Below are 18704 nucleotides of genomic sequence, written 5' to 3'. Positions count from 1 at the left end.
CCCGGCAGGCAGTGTGTGCCGTGCCGAAGCTCAATTCAATAATCATGGCCATTTGGGACGGCCAGAGGGGCGCGAATCATACGCGCTTGTGCAAGGTTATGCATCACCGCTCATTTCTTTTTCCGCCGGCCGGATGACTTGAGCCCGGCCAGGCGCTGCTTGCAAGCGTCCAGCACCTCGCGCCGCTCGTCCTTGTCGAGTTTCTTCCAGGCCTTGATTTCCTTCTTGCTGCGGCCGCAGCCCAGGCAAATGTCATCGGTGAACTTGCACAGGCCGGTGCAGGGGCTTTTGCTTGAACTCATGCAGAAGGCTCATGGAATAGACGCGGATCGTCGTCTTTATCTTCGTCACTTTCATCGCCCGCCGGTTCCGCCGGCAGCAAATCGTCGAAGTCGATCTTCAAGCCCTCCTCCATGCTGTCGAGCTCGACCAGCAAGGTACGGAAACTGGTTTCTTCGCGCGGTGCTTCGGGCTCGCCGTCTTCGCCCAGGCTGGCGTCGGCCAGGGCCTGAAGATGCGCCGGCACCGGGGCGTCTTCCGGGTCGAACAGCGGCTCGGGTTCGATTTCACGAATCTCGGCCAGCGACGGCAAGTCTTCCAGCCCCTTGAGGTTGAAGTGATCGAGAAAGCCCTTGGTGGTGGCAAACATCGCCGGCCGCCCCGGTACATCGCGATAACCGACCACGCGGATCCATTCGCGCTCCAGCAATGTCTTGACGATCTGGGTGTTGACCGCGACACCGCGCACATCCTCGATCTCGCCACGAGTGATCGGCTGGCGATAGGCGATCAGCGCCAGGGTTTCCAGCATGGCCCGCGAATAACGCTGCGGGCGCTCTTCCCACAGCCGGCCGACCCACGGTGCGTAACGCTCGCGGATCTGCAAGCGGTAGCCTGAAGCCACTTCCTTGAGCTCAAAGGCGCGCCCCTCGCAGGACTTGCCGAGTAACTGCAAGGCTTTCTTGAAGACCGAAGGCCCGGGCCGCTCAGCTTCCTCGAACAGCTCGTACAGGCGCTCCAGCGGTTGCGGCTTGCCGGAGGCCAGCAGAAAAGCTTCCAGCAGCGGCGCCAGATCGCGGGGTTCATTGAGGTTCATGGGGCTATAGCTCTTTTAGGCTCGGGTACGCACATGGATTGCAGCAAAGGGTTCGTTCTGCACCAGCTCGATCAGCGACTCCTTGACCAGCTCCAGGATCGCCATGAAGGTCACCACCACGCCCAAACGGCCCTCTTCGGCGCCGTACAGCTCGACAAAGGGTACAAAGCCGCCGCCCTTGAGACGTTCGAGTACATCGCTCATGCGCTCGCGGGTCGACAGCGTTTCACGGCTGACCTGATGGCTTTCAAACATGTCGGCACGGCGCAACACTTCAGCCATCGACATCAGCAGTTCTTCGATGCTGACATCCGGCAACAGCTTGCGGGCACGGGCTTCGGGCGCTTCAAGGCGCGGCACATGAGTGTCGCGGCCTACGCGGCTCAACTGGTCGATGCCTTCGGCGGCGCTCTTGAAGCGCTCGTATTCCTGCAGGCGACGAATCAGTTCGGCACGCGGGTCATCTTCTTCGGCTTCGATCTCTTGCGAGCGCGGCAGCAGCATGCGCGACTTGATCTCGGCGAGCATGGCGGCCATCACCAGGTACTCGGCGGCCAGTTCCAGGCGCACGTTTTTCATCAACTCGACATAGCCCATGTATTGCCGGGTGATTTCTGCCACCGGGATGTCGAGGATGTCGATGTTCTGCTTGCGAATCAGGTACAGCAGCAGGTCCAGCGGCCCTTCGAAGGCTTCTAGAAAGACCTCGAGGGCATCCGGCGGAATATACAGATCCTGCGGCAACTCGCGGAACGGCTGGCCGTAGACGCGAGCGGGTTGCTGGGCATCTTCAGGGGGTTCGGCGCTTTCGACAACCGTCATCAAGCAGGTTCGCCGAACGGCGTCGGGTCGCCACAGCCTACGCGGATGATCTGCGGGTCGCCTTCGGCCAGGCTGATCACCGTCGAGGCATCGACGCCGCCGATGCCGCCGTCGATGATCAGGTCTACGTGGTGCTCCAGAATCTCGCGCATGTCTTCAGGATCGCTCAGCGGCAGCGTGTCGCCGGGCATGATCAGGCTGACGCTCATCAGCGGCTCGCCCAGTTGCGCCAGCAAGGCCTGGGCAATCGGATGACCCGGCACACGCAGGCCGATGGTGCGGCGCTTGGCGTGCAGCAGCAGGCGCGGCACTTCGCGCGTGGCATTCAGAATGAAGGTGTAAGGGCCTGGCGTATGGGCCTTGAGGGCACGAAAGGCACCAGTGTCGACCTTGGCGAACAGCCCCAGTTGCGACAGATCGCAGCACATCAGGGTGAAGTTGTGTTTATCGTCCAGCTTGCGCAGGCGGCGGATGCGCTCGATGGCACCCTTGTCGCCGATCTGGCAGCCCAGCGCGTAGGACGAATCGGTTGGGTACACCACCAGCCCGCCGGCTTTGATGATTTCCACGGCCTGTTTGATCAGGCGCGGTTGCGGGTTCTCCGGGTGGACCTGGAAAAATTGGCTCACGGTTACATCCTGTTCAAACGGCGGTAATGACGGGTTCATGTTTGAATTTGCTCCACAACGGTGGCAAATCCTCGGGCAGCGGCCGATAAATGCCGATCTCCGACCAGTGGCCGGGGCCATGAAAATCACTGCCGGCACTGACCAGCAGGCCAAACTCACGGGCCAGGATAGACAGGCTGCCGACCTGATCGGCCGACTGCATGCCATTGACCGCTTCAATGGCGTGACCACCGGCCTTGATGAAGTCGATCACCAGCCGGCGGCGCTTGCTGCGAGTGAAATCATAATGCATAGGATGTGCCAGACTGATCCACGCCCCGGAATCGCGCAAGGTAGCGACCGTCTCCTCAAGCGTCGGCCAGTGCTGCTTGACGTCGCCCAGCTTGCCGGCCCCCAGCCACTTGCGAAACGCTTCGCCGCGGTCCTTGACGAAGCCTGCGTTGACCAGAAAATCGGCAAAATGCGGCCGGGCCGGCGCATTGCCGCTGTCACCCAGCGCTTGCTGCACAGCACGCGCGCCTTCCAGCGCACCGGGCATGCCCTTGAGCGCCAGCTTGCGGCTGATCTCTTCGGCCCGTAGCCAGCGCCCCTGGTGCAGGCTGGCGATGGCGGCGGTCAGTGCCGGAGCGTCCATAGCAAAACCATAGCCCAATACATGGATGGTCGAGCCATTCCAGACGCAGGACAATTCGACGCCGTTGATCAGTTGCATACCCAATCCTTCGGCGGCTGCACGGGCCTCGGGCAGGCCTTCGGTGGTGTCGTGGTCGGTCAGGGCCAGGACGCGCACGCCGTTTTCATAGGCTCGGGCAACCACCACTGAGGGCGCGAGAGCCCCGTCGGAGGCGGTGCTGTGGCAATGCAGGTCAACATTCATTTAGTTAGGTTTCGCGGTCTTTGATGTTTGTTATTATGCCGCCACATCCCGCGTCTGGCTGCCATTGTGAAACAACTCATCGATTTCATCCCGCTGATTCTGTTCTTCATCGTTTACAAGATCGAACCTCACGCCGTCGATATCCTGGGCCACAGCTTCATTCTGGGGGGGATATTCAGTGCGACCAAAGTGCTGATCGCCAGTTCCGTGGTGGTTTACGGCATTCTTTATATCAAGCAGCGCAAATTGGAAAAGAGCCAGTGGCTGACCCTGATCGCGTGCATTGTGTTCGGTAGCCTGACACTGGCGCTCGACAGCGAAGCCATCCTCAAGTGGAAAGCCCCGGCGGTCAACTGGCTGTTCGCGCTGGCCTTTGCCGGCAGTCACTTTATCGGCGACAAGCTGCTGGTACAGCGGGCCATGGGCCACGCCCTGACCTTGCCGCAAGCGGTGTGGACACGCCTGAACATTTCCTGGGTCATCTTTTTCCTGTTCAGCGGCGCCGCCAACCTGTACGTCGCCTTTACCTATGAGCAGTTCTGGGTCGACTTCAAGGTTTTCGGCAGCCTGGCCATGACCCTGATCTTCATGGTGCTGCAAGGCCTGTACCTGGCCCGTTACCTGAACGACACCCCACAATCGACCACCAAGACCAAGGACTGACATGCTCTACGCCATTATTGCCACCGACACTGCAGACTCCCTGGAAAAACGCCTGAGCGTGCGCCCCGCTCACCTGGAGCGCCTCAACGCCCTTAAAGACGCCGGTCGTCTGGTGCTGGCCGGCCCTCACCCGGCCATCGACAGCAACGATCCAGGCCCTGCCGGCTTCAGCGGCAGCCTGATCGTCGCCGAGTTCGACTCGTTGAACGCTGCAGAAACCTGGGCCAAGGCCGACCCATTCGTAGAAGCCGGTGTCTATGCCAATGTGGTGGTCAAGCCGTTCCGTCAGGTTCTGCCCTGACCGTACGGCTGCACATCTGCAACCTTCCCGGATTGATCGAGTAAGTCATGAGCGAGCTGTTGTTGATTGATGATGACCAAGAGCTGTGTGAGCTGCTGGGCAGTTGGTTGTCTCAGGAAGGTTTTCAGATCCGCGCCTGCCACGACGGCCAGAGCGCCCGCAAGGCCCTGGCCGAGTCGGCACCCGATGCCGTGGTGCTGGACGTGATGCTGCCCGACGGCAGCGGTCTTGAGCTGCTCAAGCAATTGCGCAACGAACACCCCGATTTGCCGGTGGTAATGCTCTCGGCACGCGGCGAACCGCTGGACCGCATCCTGGGTCTGGAACTGGGCGCCGACGATTACCTGGCCAAGCCCTGCGACCCGCGCGAACTGACGGCCCGCCTGCGGGCGGTCTTGCGCCGCAGCCATCCGGCCACTGCTACCAGCCAGCTGGAACTGGGCGACCTGACCTTCAGCGCGGTGCGTGGCGTGGTGATCATCGACGAACAGGAAATGACCCTGACCGTCTCCGAAAGCCGCCTGCTCGAAGCCCTGCTGCGTCAACCCGGCGAGCCGCTGGACAAACAGGAACTGGCGCAACTGGCGCTGGGCCGCAAGCTGACGCTGTACGACCGCAGCCTGGACATGCACGTCAGCAACCTGCGCAAAAAGATCGGCCCACACCCCGACGGCCGCCCGCGCATCGTCGCCCTGCGCAGCCGCGGCTACTATTACAGCCTTTGAAACAGCCGTAGGAGCTGCTTCAGCAGCGAAGTGCATCACCGCAGATTTTTAGCGCCTGCTTCCCGACTAAAGTCGGTCCTACGGGCCTTTACATAAGCTTTACGCTGCATTGACCGCGCTTGACCTTGATCTCCCTAAACTGGGCTCCAACGGCAAACAAGCCGCACCAGAGACAAGGAGATACACCATGCGCAAGACCCTGACTGCTTTGATGTTCGCTGCTGCCCTTCCTGCCCTGGCCATGGCCGCACCTCCTGCACCGGCTGACGGTCCTGAGCACGGCGGCCCACGCTTCCATCAGGATCAAGGCCCTGGCAAGCACCGCGGCGGCCCGTTCGCTGACCTGGACCTGAGTCGCGAACAGCGCCAGCAGATCGGCAAGCTGATGGGCGAACAAGCCCACGAACGCAAGGAAATCAACAAGCGCTTCCTGGACAAGCTGCCCGCTGCCGACCAGAAAGCCATGAAGGATGAGCTGCAAGCCAGCCGCGACAAGACCGACACTGCCGTGCGCGCCCTGCTCAAGCCTGAACAGCAGAAAGAGTTCGACGCCGAGAAGAAAAAACGCGAAGAACGCCGCGCCGAGTGGGCCGAGTTCCAGGCCTGGAAAGCGGAAAAGGCCAAAAAGGCTCAGTAATCGTTACACTCTTCGCCCTCCCCGACCCGACATGCGTGCATGTCGGGTTTTCCCGTTGCAGTGAGGTCAAAACGTGCGTTCATTGTTCTGGCGAATCCTGGCCAGTTTCTGGCTGGCCATCGCCCTGGTGGCGGGCCTGTCGGTCCTGCTCGGGCACATGTTGAACCAGGATGCCTGGATTCTCAGCCGTCATCCGGTCCTTAACGAGCTGCCGCAAAAATGGGCCAGCCGTTTTGAAGAACAGGGCGCGGATGCAGCGCAGGACTTTCTGCAGAACGTCAAACGCAAGCACCGAATCGATGTGCAGGTGCTCAACAGCAGTGGCGAGCCGGTGGTGCCAGGCACCTTTCCACCTCGTGCTGCCGCCTATGAAGCACGTCAGGGCGACGACTCGCGTCCCTTGCCATGGCGGCGCCTGACCACTGAATACACCAGCGATACCAGTGGCGAAACCTACCTGCTGATCTATCGCATCCCCCACCCGGAAGTCGAAGAATGGCATCGCCAGAGCCTGATGTGGCCGCTCAGTGCGCTGGGCATTGCGCTGGTGGTGCTGACCCTGTTCAGCCTGTTCGTGACCTTGTCGATCACCCGCCCGCTGAACCGCCTGCGCAGCGCTGTCCATGATCTGGGCCAGGCCAGCTATCAGCAGCACAGCCTGGCGCAACTGGCCAACCGCCGCGATGAATTTGGCGTACTGGCCACCGACTTCAACCGCATGGGCGCGCGCCTGCAAAGCCTGATCGGCAGCCAGCGCCAGTTGCTGCGCGACGTGTCGCATGAACTGCGCTCACCGCTGGCACGCCTGCGCATTGCCCTGGCTCTGGCGGGCCGCGCCACACCGCAAGAGCGTGAAAAGCTCTGGCCGCGCCTGGACCGTGAATGCGATCGGCTTGAAGCATTGATCAGTGAAATTCTCGCCCTGGCGCGCCTGGATGCCGACATGGCCAAGGCCGAGCCGGTGGACCTGCACAACCTGCTGCAACGACTGCGCAACGATGCATTGCTCGACGGCCAGGAACCCGGCATCAGCTTGCAGATTCAGAGCCCGCTGGGTGTCGAAGGCTGGCCGGACATGATCGAACGGGCCATTGACAACCTGCTGCGCAATGCCCGGCGCTTCAGCCCGCCCGATCAGCCTGTAGAGCTGCATGCCGAAAAGCTTGAGGATCGCGTTCGTATCAGCGTGCGCGATCATGGCCCGGGCACCGCGCCCGAATACCTGACGCAGCTGGGCGAACCGTTCTACCGCGCGCCCGGCCAGAGCAGCGCCGGCCATGGCCTGGGCCTGGCCATCGCCCGCCGCGCCGCCGAACGCCACGGCGGCAGCCTGACCTTGAGCAACCATCCGCAGGGCGGTTTTCTTGCCGTGGTGGAGTTACCGCTGGTGCCGGTCAATCCCGTGCATTGACCTGACACCTTAAACCGGCTGGTTTACCAGGCGCTGACAAATGCGCCGATCTCTTCCTTGCCCGCCACCCGTGGCGGGTTCAGCGGCGTGCCCAGGTACAGAAAGCCCAGCACTTCTTCACCGTCGCTCAAGCCCAGGCCTTTGGCCACGCCGGGCGCATACGACAACTCACCGGTACGCCACACCCCGCCCAGCCCTAGCGCGTAGGCGGCCAGCAACACCCCGTGCGCGGCACAGCCTGCGGTCAGAAGCTGTTCGCTGCGCGGCACCTTGAAATGGTCCTGCAAGCGGGCAATCACTACCACGACCAATGGCGCGCGCAATGGCCCCTGACGCGCCTTGTCCAGTTGCTGGGCCGGCGGGTTGCTGTCTTTTTCCAGCAGGGCCTGAGCCAGCAGTTCGCCCAGGCGTTCACGCGACGAACCCTCAACCGTCAGAAAACGATAAGGCTTGAGCAAGCCATGGTCTGGCGCGCGCAAGGCGGCGCCAAACAGGATTTCCCGTTGGCCGGCATCAGGGGCCGGTTCGACCAGACGCGGGACCGAAACACGATTGAGCAAAACGTCGAGAGCCTGCATGGGCCAATCTCCTTGAAAGACAGTCGGACATTCTAGGCCAGGCCTGCCTGCAATAACGAGCGCAACCTTCATCAGACGCTACCCTTTAGCCACAGGTTTACATGCAAAAACGCGCAGGTAGAATGGCGCCCCACTTCCCCTCCAGTCCGAGCAGTTCATGGCGTTGCCGACCTTTCGCATTATCGGTTTCATTATCGGCATCTTCCTGATCACCCTGGCGATCTCGATGATCGTGCCGATGGCCACGCTGGTGATCTACGACCGCTTCGAAGACTTGCGCTCGTTTCTGTGGGCCAGCGCCATCACCTTTATCGCCGGCCTTGCGCTGGTATTGCCGGGCCGCCCGGAGCACGTGCACCTGCGCCCGCGCGACATGTACATGCTGACCGTGACCAGCTGGATCGTGGTGTGCATCTTTGCCGCGCTGCCGTTTCTGCTGACCCAGCACATCAGCTACACCGACTCGTTCTTTGAAAGCATGTCGGGCATCACCGCCACCGGCTCCACGGTGCTCAACCACCTGGACAGCATGTCGCCGGGCATTCTGATCTGGCGCTCGATGCTGCACTGGCTTGGCGGTATCGGCTTTATCGGCATGGCGGTGGCGATCCTGCCGCTGTTGCGCATCGGTGGCATGCGCCTGTTCCAGACCGAATCTTCGGACCGCTCGGAAAAGGTCATGCCGCGCTCACACATGGTGGCCAAGTACATCATCCTCGCTTACGTCGGCTTTACCGTGCTCGGCAGCCTGGGCTTCTGGTGGGCGGGCATGAGCCTGTTCGATGCCATCAACCACGCGATGTCGGCGATTTCCACCGGCGGTTTCTCGACCTCCGACCTGTCGCTGGCCAAATGGCCGCAACCGGCGGTGCACTGGGTGGCGATCGTGGTGATGATCCTCGGCAGCCTGCCCTTCACCCTGTATGTGGCGACCTTGCGCGGCAATCGTCAGGCGCTGATCCGCGACGAACAGGTGCAAGGCATGCTCGGCCTGCTGCTGGTCACCTGGCTGGTCATGACCTTGTGGTACGGCCTGACCACCGACCTGCCATGGCTCGATGCGCTGCGCCATGTGGCGCTGAACGTGACCTCGGTGGTCACCACCACCGGTTTTGCGCTGGGCGACTACAGCCTGTGGGGCAACTTTTCGTTGATGCTGTTCTTCTACCTGGGCTTTATCGGCGGCTGCTCCGGCTCGACCGCTGGCGGTGTAAAGATTTTCCGCTTTCAGGTGGCCTATATCCTGCTCAAGGCCAACCTCAATCAACTGATCCATCCGCGCGCAGTGATCAAGCAGAGGTATAACGGCCATCGCCTGGACGATGAGATCGTGCGCTCGATCCTGACCTTCTCGTTCTTTTTCACCATCACCATCTGCATCATCGCCCTGCTGCTGTCGCTGCTGGGTCTGGACTGGATGACCGCCCTGACCGGCGCGGCCAGCACTGTATCGGGCGTGGGCCCGGGCCTGGGTGAAGTGATAGGTCCTGCGGGCAACTTCGCCAGCCTGCCGGATGCGGCCAAATGGATTCTGTCGGCCGGCATGCTGCTGGGCCGCCTGGAAATCATCACCATTCTGGTGCTCTGCGTGCCGGCCTTCTGGCGACACTGATGACGAACGGGCACCTCTAAAAACGTAAGCGAGGCAGTCAGCGCAATACCGATGGCGGCCCCACAAAAACAGGCGAGGAACGGTCGGAGTCGCGGCCGACTTTACGGGTTGTAAATGAGCATTCCGAGCCGGTTTTTAACGCAGCGATGACAACGCAGGTAGTTTTTAGAGGTGTCCGAACGTCCTTGTGCCCGGCTAGACTGGCCATAGACCAGCATGAGGACGTACACCATGGAACACGTCAGGCATTTCGCGAACTTCGCTGAGTTTTATCCGTATTACCTTGAAGAACACCGCAACAGCACCTGCAGGCGCCTGCACTTTGTCGGCACCAGCCTGGTGATTTTTCTGCTGGCATTCGGGATCGGCAGCGGTCGCTGGGGGTTGTTATGGCTGGTGCCGGTGGCCGGCTACGGCTTTGCCTGGGCCGGGCACTATCTGTTTGAACACAACCGCCCCGCGACCTTTCAGCATCCGCTGTACAGCCTGATGGCCGATTTCGTGATGTTCCGCGACATGTTGCTGGGCCGGGTGGCGTTTTAAACGGCCAGCGCCTCTTCAGCTCGTTGCTTCTCCAGCATCTGCGCATCCGCCAGGCGGTACAGCTCGATGCTGCCGTCCAGATGCTCGATCAGCGCTGTGCACGATTCCACCCAATCACCGCAGTTGAGGTATTCCACCTCGCCCACCTGGCGAATCTCGGCATGGTGAATGTGCCCGCAGACCACGCCATCAAGCCCGCGCTTGACGCATTCGTGGGCGATGGCGTTTTCAAAATCGCTGATGAAGTTCACCGCGCCCTTGACCTTGTGCTTGAGGTACGCCGACAGCGACCAGTAGCCGTAGCCATAACGGGCGCGCCAGTGGTTGAGCCAGCGGTTGAGGGTCAGGGTGAATTCGTAGGCCGAGTCGCCAAGAAACGCCAGCCAGCGGTGGTAGCGGGTGATCACATCGAACTGGTCGCCATGAATCACCAGCAAGCGCCGGCCATCGGCGGTAACGTGCACGGCCTCGTCCAGCAGCTTGATATTGCCCAGCACCAGCTTTGAATAGCGGCGCAGGAACTCGTCGTGGTTGCCGGTGATGTAGATCACCTCGGTGCCGCGCTTGCTCATGGTCAGCAGGCGACGAATCACATTGGTGTGCGCCTGCGGCCAGTACATGCCGCCGCGCAGTTTCCAGCCGTCGATGATGTCGCCCACCAGATAGATCCTGTCAGCCTGGTAACCCTTGAGAAAGGTCGACAGATGCTCGGCCTGACAATCGCGGGTGCCCAGGTGCACATCAGAAATCCACAAGGTGCGCACGCGTTGCTTGCGGCTGGGTTTGGCGAGCTGAGCGCTGCTCATGGGCGACCTCCGGCTGGGTTTTGCCAAGAGTGCCCGGCAGCGGTGACCCGAATATGACACCGTCATGGCATTCGCATGACAACCGGCCAGTGCCATCACCGTGTAGACTTCCGGGCTTTCGCCCGCCATACGCACAAGGACGACGATGACCCCACGCACTGCTCTGGGCGCCCTGCATCTGGGCGCCATTCTGGTCGGCCTGGCCGGCGTGCTCGGCAAGCTGGCCGCCACCACGCCCAGCGTCATCGTGTTCGCCCGCGCCGCCTTTGCGGTGCTGGCACTGGCCGCGTTCATCAAACTGTTCCGGCGCAATGGCTGGCAACCCTTGCAGCGCCGTCACTGGCTGCAGATGACGCTGTCCGGCGTGTTGCTGTGCATGCATTGGGTGGCGTTTTTCATCGCGATCAAAACCGCTGGCGTGGCTATCGCCACGCTGGGCTTTGCGACGTTTCCGGCCTTTACCGTGGTGCTCGAAGGCCTGCTGTTCAAAGAGAAGATCCACCGCCGGGAAATACTGCTGGTCGCGATGGTCAGCGCCGGGCTGGTGCTGGTCACACCCGGTTTCGACCTGGCCAGTGATGCCACCGGCGGGCTGCTATGGGGCGTGTTCTCGGGGCTGACCTTCGCCTTGCTGTCGCTGGCCAACCGCGCCAGCGCCGCGCAAGTGCCACCGGTGCAGGCGGCGTTGTGCCAGAACCTGGTGGTGATGCTGTGCCTGTTGCCGTTCGCCGCGCCGCAACTGGGCAGCCTGCGCGCCCTCGACTGGGTGTGGCTGGCGCTGCTCGGGGTGATCTGCACCGGGCTGGCCCACAGCCTGTTCGTCGCCAGCCTCGCGGTGGTCAAGGCACGCATCGCGGCGGTGGTGTTCGCCATGGAGCCGGTCTACGGCATTGCCCTGGCCTGGCTGGTATTTGCCGAAGCCCCGACCCCGCGCATGCTGGCCGGCGGCGCGCTGATCATCGCCGCCATCGTGTTGTCAGGGCTCAAGCCTCAGGACAAAACCGGCGCAGCTCACTGAGCCGGGCGGTCGTTATGCCCCAGGTCACGCTCGGGGTCGATGCAATCGCGCACCCGCTGCTTGAGCACCTTGGCCTCCGGGAAGCCGCCGTCGGCCTTGCGCTCCCAGATCTGCACCTCGTCGCAGGTGATGCGAAAAATCCCGCCGGTGCCCGGCTCCAGGCTCACCCGGCCCAGATCGTCGCCGAAGGTGCTCAATAATTCCTGGGCCAGCCAGGCGGCACGCAGCAACCACTGGCACTGAGTGCAATAGGTGATGACGATGTGGGCTTTGTCAGTGCTCATGAAGTCACGCTCGAAACAGGTGATTGAGAAACAGAGTCGTTGAAGCGCGTCATCATACGCCTTGCTGCGCATCAAGTTGCGCAGCCAGCGGTGGATAACCCTGTGGGCGGATGGCTGCCGGCCAACACGGCCGTGACCTTCATTCAAGCGCGCAAGCGCCTGCATACCTTGCGCAAGGTGTTGCGCAATTTAACCGGCGTTTTGCTCAAAAAACGCTCAGATTCAAGCAATAGAAAACGCAAGATATTGATTAAGAACAGAAATATTCCCGTGGCACAGATCTTGGACTGGCTCACCCGTCAGCCATTACCGGGAGACCCGGCATGTCCACTCAAGCCAATCAGCCATCCTTTACTCTGAGCCTGCCCGGTCAGCATGAATTCCAGGTGCTGGCGTTCGAAGGCCATGAAGCCCTTAACCAGCCGTTTCGTTTCGACATTCAACTGGTCAGCGAACACCATGGCCTGGACCTGGAAGCCATGCTGCACCAGCCGGCCTTTCTGCAACTGAGCCCGGACGGCAGCGGCATTCATGGCCAGGTCGAGCGTATTGCCCAAGGGGATCGCGGCCAGCGGCTCAGCTACTACCAGCTCAGCCTGCGGCCCCGATTGGCCAACCTTGCCTACCGCATCAACCAGCGTATTTTCCAGCAGCGCAACGCGCAGCAGATCATCGGCCAGTTGCTCAAGGAACACGGCATTCTTGAAGATGCCTGGCGCTTCAACGTCAAGACGCCGTGCCCGGAGCGAGAATACTGCGTGCAGTACGATGAGTCGGACCTGCACTTCATCCAGCGCCTGTGTGAAGAAGAAGGCCTGCACTATCACTTCGAGCACAGCCGAGCCGGCCATGTACTGGTGTTCGGCGACGATCAGGCGTACTTCCCGTCCTTGCCGGCGCTGGCCTACCACCCGGATGTATCCATGGTCGCCGATGCGCCGGTGGTCAAGCGCTTCAACGTGCGCCTGGAAACCCGCAGCAACCGCACTACCCGGCGCGACTACCATTTTGAAATTCCGCGGGTCGACCTGATCAGCAGCGCCGGCGGTAAAGCCGTACTGGATCTGGAGGACTACGACTATCCGGGGCGCTTTATCCATCGCGACCGTGGCCAGGTGCTGGCGCAACGCGCGCTGGAACGCCATCGCCATGATTACCGGCTGGCCGAAGGGCACAGCGACCAGCCGCGCCTGGTCAGCGGTTATTTTCTGCCGCTGACCGAACACGCTCGCCAGGACTGGAACCAGTTGTGGCTGCTGACCGAAGTCCACCATGAAGGCCGCCAGCCGCAGGTGCTGGAAGAGTCGACCAGCCTTGCCAAGCCTGCGGCTGGCGAGCTGGTTCAGGGCTATCGCAACCGCTTTCTCGCCACGCCCTGGGACACGATGTACCGCCCGCCGCTCGATCATCCCAAGCCACGCATCCTTGGCAGCCAGACTGCCAAGGTCACCGGTCCCGCCGGGCAAGAGATTCACTGCGACCGCCATGGGCGCGTGAAGGTGCAGTTCCACTGGGACCGCGAGGGCGAGAACAACGAACGCTCCAGTTGCTGGGTGCGCGTTGCCAGCGGTTGGGCCGGTAATCGTTATGGCGCGGTGAGCCTGCCACGGGTCGGCATGGAAGTGCTGGTGACCTTTCTGGAAGGCGACCCCGACCAGCCGCTGATCAGCGGTTGCCTGTTTCACAGCGACCATCCGCCGCCCTACCCGTTGCCCGAAAACAAGACCCGCAGCGTGTTCAAAAGCCTGAGCAGCCCAGGCGGCAAGGGTTACAACGAATTGCGCATCGAAGACCGGGCCGGCGAAGAGCAGATCTTTGTCCATGCCCAGCGCGACTGGGACCAGGAGATCGAACGCAACCAGAAAATCCGCGTCGGTCATGAGCGTCACGACGAGGTCAAGGCCAACAGCTACAGCCACTTTCTCGCCGAACAACACTGCACCACCGACACCCAGCGGCGCACCGAGGTCAAGGTCGACGACCACCTGACCGTCGGCCAGACCCAGCACATTCGCCTGGGGGTCGCGCAACTGGTCGAAGCCAGCAACGAAATTCACCTCAAGGCCGGGCAAAAACTGATTCTCGATGCCGGCCAGCACATCACGCTCAAGGCTGGCGGCAGCTTCATCACCCTCGATGCCAGCGGCGTGACCCTCATGGGCCCGGACATCAAACTCAACAGCGGTGGCAGTGCCGGCAATGGCACGCCCGCCGCCCCGCTGCTGCCCGGCGCCGTGCAGCCGGCCGACAGCGACAAGGCCGGAGGGCTGCTGGTGCCGGCACAGAACGTGGCGATCAAACGTACCGGCCGTTGCGAAGAATGCGAAGCAGCCGCCAAAGAGGCCGGCCAATGAGCGCCCAGGCGTTTGTGCTGATCGACGGCCTGTTACTGCCCGAGGCACTCAGGCAGTTATATGGCCGCGGCGAAACCCTGGAGATCGAGCCGCTTTACCTCGGCACCCGTTGGCACAACCTCAAGGACAAAGGGCCGATTCTGGTCCAGGCCAGCGAGCGGCTTGAAGGTGAATGGCTGTGCGAGCAGCACTGGCATGCCTGTTCGTCGCTGCTCTATAGCCAGGCAACAATGCCGACACTCGCCGCGCACCTGCGTCGCTTCCTCTGCCCGCCCGATTATCTTGGTAACGCCAGCCTGTTGCGTTTCGCCGATCCGCTGGTGATGCACGCCTGGCTGAACAGTCAGGAACAAGCGCACCTGAACCGCACGCTCGGACCCATCGAGCATTTACGGGTCGCCATTCCCCGCCAGCCCTGGCACCGCGAACCGGCTTCGGTAACGCACGGGATTGCGACCTTTGCCCGCGACCAAGCGGAGCAGGCATGGGAGCCAAGTTTTGCCCTGCAAGGCCCGGCGCAGCTTGAAGCCTTCGAGCAGGCTTATGACTTTCTGTTCAAACGACGCCTGTACGACTGGATCACCGGCCGGACACCCGGCGCCTTCGCCACAGAGCGCCCAGAACAGATCGATACCTGGCTCGACCACAGCCTGCGCGGTGGCCGTGAATGGGGGTTGATCAGCGAATTCGCCCTGGCGACCTGGGCTGAGTACAGCCATGCGCAGGGTGTGGATTTTGTCCACACCCCGGACGGCCTCTGGCAGCAATGGCTGACCGAGCATCCCGAACAGCAAAACCTGGCACCGGAGCTGCGCCTCGATGCGTTCGACCTTTACCAGGAACAACGCACCGCCCAAGAGGCCACCGATGAATAAAAAACAAGGCACCGCCCGACAATGCCGCGCCACGGCCTTCGACAAGACCCCGGCCACCGGCACCAGCCTGTGCCCGTTCAAGGGTCCGGGCATCGCCATCGTGCCGATGCGCTACGCGCTGGACCGCTCGCGCTACGATCCCAACCCGCATGTGCTCACGCCGCTGTACAGGGCAGGCAAATGGGCGGCCCTGCCGAAACTGAAAAGCCGCACCTACACCCTGCGCCAGCTGTACGACGGCTATGTCTATGTGTTCGACGAAACCGCCGGCACTTTGCATGAATATGCTTTCTCGGCCACCGATGCCGGTCTGCGGCGCATCGTCTGGACTGAAGCGCAACTGGGCAAGGATGAACGCACCGGTGACGGTGAAGCGCTGCCGTATCTGCTCTATCCGCGTAACCACACGCTGCATATCGCTTACGCGCCGATGCAGTGGACGTGGCGAATCTGCGAACACCTGCGCTCGCACGAAGACAGCCGGGCGTTGTGGATGAAGCGTCTGGATCTGGCGAATTACTGCATCACCATGAACGAGCCGGGGACGTTACCGCTGAGCGAGATTGCCAAGGCGGTGGCGGATGTGGATGCGGGGTGCATCAACGAAGACCAACGATTTGCCGATACCGCGCTGCCCAGCACCCAGCCACCACCCGATCCGGAAAAACCTGACAAGAAACCTGAATGGGTGCCACTGGGCGCCGACGTGCACTGGCTGGGCAGCGTGCCGGACAAGGACAGCGCGCTTTTAATCGCGCTGGACGACTCGCTGGCCATTCTCAAGGATCTGGGCATGCAACTGGCGGGCGATCAGGCGGCTTATCAGAGTTGGCAGGCGGAGCATGAGCATAAGCTTGAGATCGCCTCATTAGTCAGCAATCTGTGTGGTACAGCCAGCAAACCGGAAAAAGACAAGCTACCGGCATCGGTTTTAAGCAACCCGGTCATGACCCAGCAGTATCTGATCGAAGCGGAAGAGTATCTGGAACAGTACGAGCTGGAAGAACGTCTTCACACCGAAAACACGACTGTCGCGCCTGAAATCTTTTTCATGTCCCGGACCGAGAGCGATGCGAAGCTTCAGGCGCTAAAAGATCGTTATGGCCATGCCCCCGATCAGGCCGATGTGCAATCGTGGCTGGAGCGGAGCAAATGGCGACGCGAAGTTGATCTGCAGGCCGCACGTGTTCATATGCAGCAACAGCACCTGCCTCAGCAGCGATTGCTGCAAAAGGTTCGCGACACTCAGGCAGATTTTGAAACGTGGGCTGAACGCATCGGCATCGACCCTCTGGAACTGTTCATCGATACCGGGAACATCAGAACACTCGACTACCTGAAAATGATCATGGAGAACCTGCTCACCATCTGGGCCCAGGACATGCGCACCACCGACTGGCTAATGGAGCAGGAAAACCGGGCCACCACCCTGTTCGGCACAATGCGCTACGGTTTCTCGCCGGCCTTGAAAGAAGCACTGCACCACGAAGCCGACAAATTGATCAATGGTGTCAGCGATTTCACCAATCTGGCCACCCGCGCGGGCGAACTCAATGCTGTGCTCAACCATAAGGACTTTGCCAATGCGCCGTGGATGAAGGCCCTCAAACAACCGGTGCAAGACACCTTCAAGGCGTTACGGACACTGGCCAGCGATATAGGTAAAGAGACAGCACAACGCATGCTGATTGCCTGGTTACCCGTGGACAGCCGCCTGGCACAAGGCAAGCAACTGAACGTGGTTGCATTACTGCGCACCCTGCTGATCGGCCAGATCCTGAGCAACTCCCCGGAACGATTGGTTGTAGACACGGCTATCGCCAGCAAACTCAAGGAATGGCAACGACAACGCCGGGTTTTGCTTCAGCACCTTGATCGCGTACAGATGAGGTGGTTCTACCCCTCTGAACAGTGGGTGCGCCGCGGATTGACCGGCGAAGTACAAGCTTGCACAGACCGCCTCAAAGCCCACGACCTGAAACTGCCCATGCTGGTGGATTTTCAAAACAATCAGTACGCCAAATTGTTTCAGCAGGAAATTGAAAAGTTCTTCCAGTCCGGCAAGAACGTCGTCAAGCATTGGCAGCAACATGTCAAAAACTGGAGTCAGCGTCTGGGCATTCATGGCGCCAGCATCAGTTGGGGCGTGATCATACTTAACTTCATCAATACAGCGATGACGCTGGAAGAGGTCAGCCGGGATGGAGACCTCAGCAAGAAGGACCTTGTAAAGGTCGGCTACAACCTGGGGTATAGCTTTAACCTGTTGATGGCCTTGTATGTTGAGGCGCCGTGGGCGATTGTCAAAAATGCTCAGCCCATCCAAGCAGGAAACTATCAAATCGGAATACTGGAGCGCTCTTCCAGATATTGGAAAGCCCAGGGGAATTCGACATGGGCAAGTGCAGTTCGTAGCTTCAGGTCACGTTTATTGGCTGCGGGAGCTTGGGGAGTAGGTGCGGCAGCGCTGGAGTTCTCGGAGCTGATAGTGGATTTAGAAAATGCTAAAACTCCAACTGAAAAAAACATACTAAAGCTAAAGGCTGCCGGAATATTTATTATGGGAGCAGCTGCCTTTGGGCAAGGAGCTGCAGCGTTGGTAACAGGCTCATTGGCAATAAGCGCAGCCATGATGGCTTTAGGTGGCTGGCTTACCATTATCACATTGACCGGGGGGATTATTTACTTATTCGCCAGCGCCCTACTAAACTATCTAAAACAAGACAACATCGGTTCCTGGCTTAAAAATTGCTGTTGGTCCTATCCCTCAGACTCTCGATATCCCGACACACCAGACGGGCACGCTCAAGAACTAAAAACCCTACTGGAAATCCAGCTCAGCCCGCAGATCATGGTCAAAAGCACCACGGAGCAAGAGTGGATATTCACTGGCAAAGGTCACGTCCCGATTACAAAGCAAAATGGTGCCTGGGTTCAGATTCGCTTTCCTCATGCACTACGAGGCCGTGGCATATTTTTTGATGTTATTAGCAGCACGCGCCCACTAGGTATTATGCCCGTCAGGAAAATTGAATCCCCCATCAAGGATATCTTCTTGGAAGAAGGCACTTATACATCTATCAAAAACTGGGGCAACATTGATAACCAGCGCCAGCCTTTAGGCTTTTATCCGTCTTTAGCTTATGGCATACCAGAAGAAGAGGATATTATCTGGAAAGTTTGGATTCCACTCGACAAGGACGCTGATTTTCTCGAATTCCAGATCTGGTACCCCGTCGACATCCTCCACCCATCAACTCATGACACAGGCTATCTCTATCAGATTGAACTGAGCGCCAAAGGTGCTAGTACGATTGATGCGCTCGGCAAAACAGAGTTACAGGTAAAAAATGAAAGCCGTGAAGCAGCATCGCAAATATTTCTGATGCCGTAACAGCTTTGACTTAAAATTTTAAATATGTCTGACGAGTCAAATACTCGTCAGCATTCATGATGCCCTATTGAAAAAAACC

General features: G+C 60.3%; 20 protein-coding genes. 12 read left to right on the top strand and 8 right to left on the bottom strand.

Annotated features, from left to right (window positions below; genetic code table 11):
* Positions 1–110: 110 nt before the first annotated feature.
* From ACYAS9_RS22135 to ACYAS9_RS22115, 5 genes are read right to left on the bottom strand one after another with little or no spacing between them, the layout of a single operon-like run.
* A complete protein-coding gene (locus ACYAS9_RS22135) occupies positions 111–302 on the bottom strand; it encodes a DUF1289 domain-containing protein (RefSeq protein ID WP_463570448.1) in 192 nt (63 codons plus the stop codon).
* Positions 299–1096, bottom strand: coding sequence for an SMC-Scp complex subunit ScpB (gene scpB / locus ACYAS9_RS22130; RefSeq protein ID WP_463570447.1), 798 nt, complete (start codon positions 1094–1096; stop codon positions 299–301). The genes ACYAS9_RS22135 and scpB overlap by 4 nt, the downstream gene beginning before the upstream one ends.
* Before the next feature lie 15 nt (positions 1097–1111).
* Complete coding sequence (locus ACYAS9_RS22125; protein WP_463570446.1) at positions 1112–1918, bottom strand: segregation and condensation protein A; 807 nt, start codon at positions 1916–1918, stop codon at positions 1112–1114.
* Positions 1918–2547, bottom strand: coding sequence for an L-threonylcarbamoyladenylate synthase (locus ACYAS9_RS22120; RefSeq protein WP_463570445.1), 630 nt, complete (start codon positions 2545–2547; stop codon positions 1918–1920). The genes ACYAS9_RS22125 and ACYAS9_RS22120 overlap by 1 nt, the downstream gene beginning before the upstream one ends.
* Positions 2548–2560: 13 nt before the next feature.
* On the bottom strand, positions 2561–3424 hold the full coding sequence (locus tag ACYAS9_RS22115) for a PHP domain-containing protein (RefSeq protein WP_463570444.1): 864 nt from the start codon (positions 3422–3424) through the stop codon (positions 2561–2563).
* A 66-nt stretch (positions 3425–3490) separates the two neighbouring features.
* Between ACYAS9_RS22115 and ACYAS9_RS22110 the strand changes: the two genes are divergently transcribed.
* From ACYAS9_RS22110 to ACYAS9_RS22090, 5 genes are all read left to right on the top strand, one after another.
* Complete coding sequence (locus tag ACYAS9_RS22110; protein WP_463570443.1) at positions 3491–4087, top strand: septation protein A; 597 nt, start codon at positions 3491–3493, stop codon at positions 4085–4087.
* A 1-nt stretch (position 4088) separates the two neighbouring features.
* Positions 4089–4388, top strand: coding sequence for a YciI family protein (locus ACYAS9_RS22105; protein WP_463570442.1), 300 nt, complete (start codon positions 4089–4091; stop codon positions 4386–4388).
* Between the two features lie 47 nt (positions 4389–4435).
* On the top strand, positions 4436–5113 hold the full coding sequence (locus ACYAS9_RS22100) for a response regulator transcription factor (protein ID WP_463570441.1): 678 nt from the start codon (positions 4436–4438) through the stop codon (positions 5111–5113).
* Positions 5114–5300: 187 nt separating this feature from the next.
* Entirely contained in the window at positions 5301–5750 is a 450-nt protein-coding gene (locus ACYAS9_RS22095) for a hypothetical protein (protein WP_463570440.1), read from the top strand.
* A 73-nt stretch (positions 5751–5823) separates the two neighbouring features.
* Positions 5824–7161 carry a sensor histidine kinase gene (locus tag ACYAS9_RS22090; protein ID WP_463570439.1) on the top strand — a complete coding sequence of 446 codons (1338 nt, stop codon included), beginning with the start codon at positions 5824–5826 and terminating at the stop codon, positions 7159–7161.
* 23 nt (positions 7162–7184) lie between these two features.
* Here the strand turns inward: ACYAS9_RS22090 and ACYAS9_RS22085 are convergent, their stop codons facing one another.
* Positions 7185–7739: a nitroreductase family protein gene (locus tag ACYAS9_RS22085; RefSeq protein ID WP_463570438.1), complete on the bottom strand. Its 555-nt coding sequence runs from the start codon at positions 7737–7739 to the stop codon at positions 7185–7187.
* 157 nt (positions 7740–7896) lie between these two features.
* Between ACYAS9_RS22085 and ACYAS9_RS22080 the strand changes: the two genes are divergently transcribed.
* Positions 7897–9351, top strand: a complete 1455-nt coding sequence (locus ACYAS9_RS22080; RefSeq protein ID WP_463570437.1) for a TrkH family potassium uptake protein — start codon at positions 7897–7899, stop codon at positions 9349–9351.
* Between the two features lie 231 nt (positions 9352–9582).
* Positions 9583–9894, top strand: coding sequence for an Mpo1-like protein (locus tag ACYAS9_RS22075; RefSeq protein ID WP_463570436.1), 312 nt, complete (start codon positions 9583–9585; stop codon positions 9892–9894).
* Here the strand turns inward: ACYAS9_RS22075 and ACYAS9_RS22070 are convergent.
* Positions 9891–10700 (bottom strand): UDP-2,3-diacylglucosamine diphosphatase, encoded by an 810-nt coding sequence (locus ACYAS9_RS22070; protein ID WP_463570435.1) that lies wholly within the window; start codon positions 10698–10700, stop codon positions 9891–9893. The genes ACYAS9_RS22075 and ACYAS9_RS22070 overlap by 4 nt on opposite strands.
* 145 nt (positions 10701–10845) lie before the next feature.
* Here ACYAS9_RS22070 and ACYAS9_RS22065 point away from each other — a divergent pair, with 145 nt between their 5' ends.
* Positions 10846–11718: a DMT family transporter gene (locus tag ACYAS9_RS22065; RefSeq protein ID WP_463570434.1), complete on the top strand. Its 873-nt coding sequence runs from the start codon at positions 10846–10848 to the stop codon at positions 11716–11718.
* Here the strand turns inward: ACYAS9_RS22065 and ACYAS9_RS22060 are convergent.
* Positions 11712–12002, bottom strand: coding sequence for an Rdx family protein (locus tag ACYAS9_RS22060; RefSeq protein ID WP_463570433.1), 291 nt, complete (start codon positions 12000–12002; stop codon positions 11712–11714). The two genes, ACYAS9_RS22065 and ACYAS9_RS22060, sit on opposite strands and share 7 nt — an antisense overlap.
* 39 nt (positions 12003–12041) lie before the next feature.
* Between ACYAS9_RS22060 and ACYAS9_RS22055 the strand changes: the two genes are divergently transcribed.
* The 4 genes from ACYAS9_RS22055 to ACYAS9_RS22040 are packed head-to-tail and all read left to right on the top strand — an operon-like array spanning position 12042 to position 18625.
* Positions 12042–12362 carry a hypothetical protein gene (locus tag ACYAS9_RS22055; protein ID WP_463570432.1) on the top strand — a complete coding sequence of 107 codons (321 nt, stop codon included), beginning with the start codon at positions 12042–12044 and terminating at the stop codon, positions 12360–12362.
* Positions 12326–14356 (top strand): type VI secretion system Vgr family protein, encoded by a 2031-nt coding sequence (locus ACYAS9_RS22050; RefSeq protein WP_463570431.1) that lies wholly within the window; start codon positions 12326–12328, stop codon positions 14354–14356. Before ACYAS9_RS22055 ends, ACYAS9_RS22050 begins: the two co-directional genes overlap by 37 nt.
* On the top strand, positions 14353–15231 hold the full coding sequence (locus tag ACYAS9_RS22045; protein ID WP_463570430.1) for a DUF4123 domain-containing protein: 879 nt from the start codon (positions 14353–14355) through the stop codon (positions 15229–15231). The genes ACYAS9_RS22050 and ACYAS9_RS22045 overlap by 4 nt, the downstream gene beginning before the upstream one ends.
* Complete coding sequence (locus tag ACYAS9_RS22040) at positions 15224–18625, top strand: T6SS effector BTH_I2691 family protein (RefSeq protein WP_463570429.1); 3402 nt, start codon at positions 15224–15226, stop codon at positions 18623–18625. The genes ACYAS9_RS22045 and ACYAS9_RS22040 overlap by 8 nt, the downstream gene beginning before the upstream one ends.
* Positions 18626–18704 lie beyond the last annotated feature (79 nt).

This window comes from Pseudomonas sp. HP_08 (assembly GCF_055284095.1).
Note: the sequence above shows the minus strand (reverse complement) of the source record. Positions and strands in the feature narration are given on the sequence as shown.

Bases quoted from the DNA above. Each gene is read 5' to 3' on its own strand.
- ACYAS9_RS22135 (WP_463570448.1), bottom strand. From the start codon at position 302: ATGAGTTCAAGCAAAAGCCCCTGCACCGGCCTGTGCAAGTTCACCGAT.
- ACYAS9_RS22080 (WP_463570437.1), top strand. From the start codon at position 7,897: ATGGCGTTGCCGACCTTTCGCATTATCGGTTTCATTATCGGCATCTTC.
- ACYAS9_RS22125 (WP_463570446.1), bottom strand. From the start codon at position 1,918: ATGACGGTTGTCGAAAGCGCCGAACCCCCTGAAGATGCCCAGCAACCC.
- ACYAS9_RS22060 (WP_463570433.1), bottom strand. From the start codon at position 12,002: ATGAGCACTGACAAAGCCCACATCGTCATCACCTATTGCACTCAGTGC.
- ACYAS9_RS22075 (WP_463570436.1), top strand. From the start codon at position 9,583: ATGGAACACGTCAGGCATTTCGCGAACTTCGCTGAGTTTTATCCGTAT.
- ACYAS9_RS22070 (WP_463570435.1), bottom strand. From the start codon at position 10,700: ATGAGCAGCGCTCAGCTCGCCAAACCCAGCCGCAAGCAACGCGTGCGC.
- ACYAS9_RS22105 (WP_463570442.1), top strand. From the start codon at position 4,089: ATGCTCTACGCCATTATTGCCACCGACACTGCAGACTCCCTGGAAAAA.
- ACYAS9_RS22100 (WP_463570441.1), top strand. From the start codon at position 4,436: ATGAGCGAGCTGTTGTTGATTGATGATGACCAAGAGCTGTGTGAGCTG.
- ACYAS9_RS22095 (WP_463570440.1), top strand. From the start codon at position 5,301: ATGCGCAAGACCCTGACTGCTTTGATGTTCGCTGCTGCCCTTCCTGCC.
- ACYAS9_RS22050 (WP_463570431.1), top strand. From the start codon at position 12,326: ATGTCCACTCAAGCCAATCAGCCATCCTTTACTCTGAGCCTGCCCGGT.
- ACYAS9_RS22115 (WP_463570444.1), bottom strand. From the start codon at position 3,424: ATGAATGTTGACCTGCATTGCCACAGCACCGCCTCCGACGGGGCTCTC.
- scpB (WP_463570447.1), bottom strand. From the start codon at position 1,096: ATGAACCTCAATGAACCCCGCGATCTGGCGCCGCTGCTGGAAGCTTTT.
- ACYAS9_RS22085 (WP_463570438.1), bottom strand. From the start codon at position 7,739: ATGCAGGCTCTCGACGTTTTGCTCAATCGTGTTTCGGTCCCGCGTCTG.
- ACYAS9_RS22040 (WP_463570429.1), top strand. From the start codon at position 15,224: ATGAATAAAAAACAAGGCACCGCCCGACAATGCCGCGCCACGGCCTTC.
- ACYAS9_RS22045 (WP_463570430.1), top strand. From the start codon at position 14,353: ATGAGCGCCCAGGCGTTTGTGCTGATCGACGGCCTGTTACTGCCCGAG.
- ACYAS9_RS22065 (WP_463570434.1), top strand. From the start codon at position 10,846: ATGACCCCACGCACTGCTCTGGGCGCCCTGCATCTGGGCGCCATTCTG.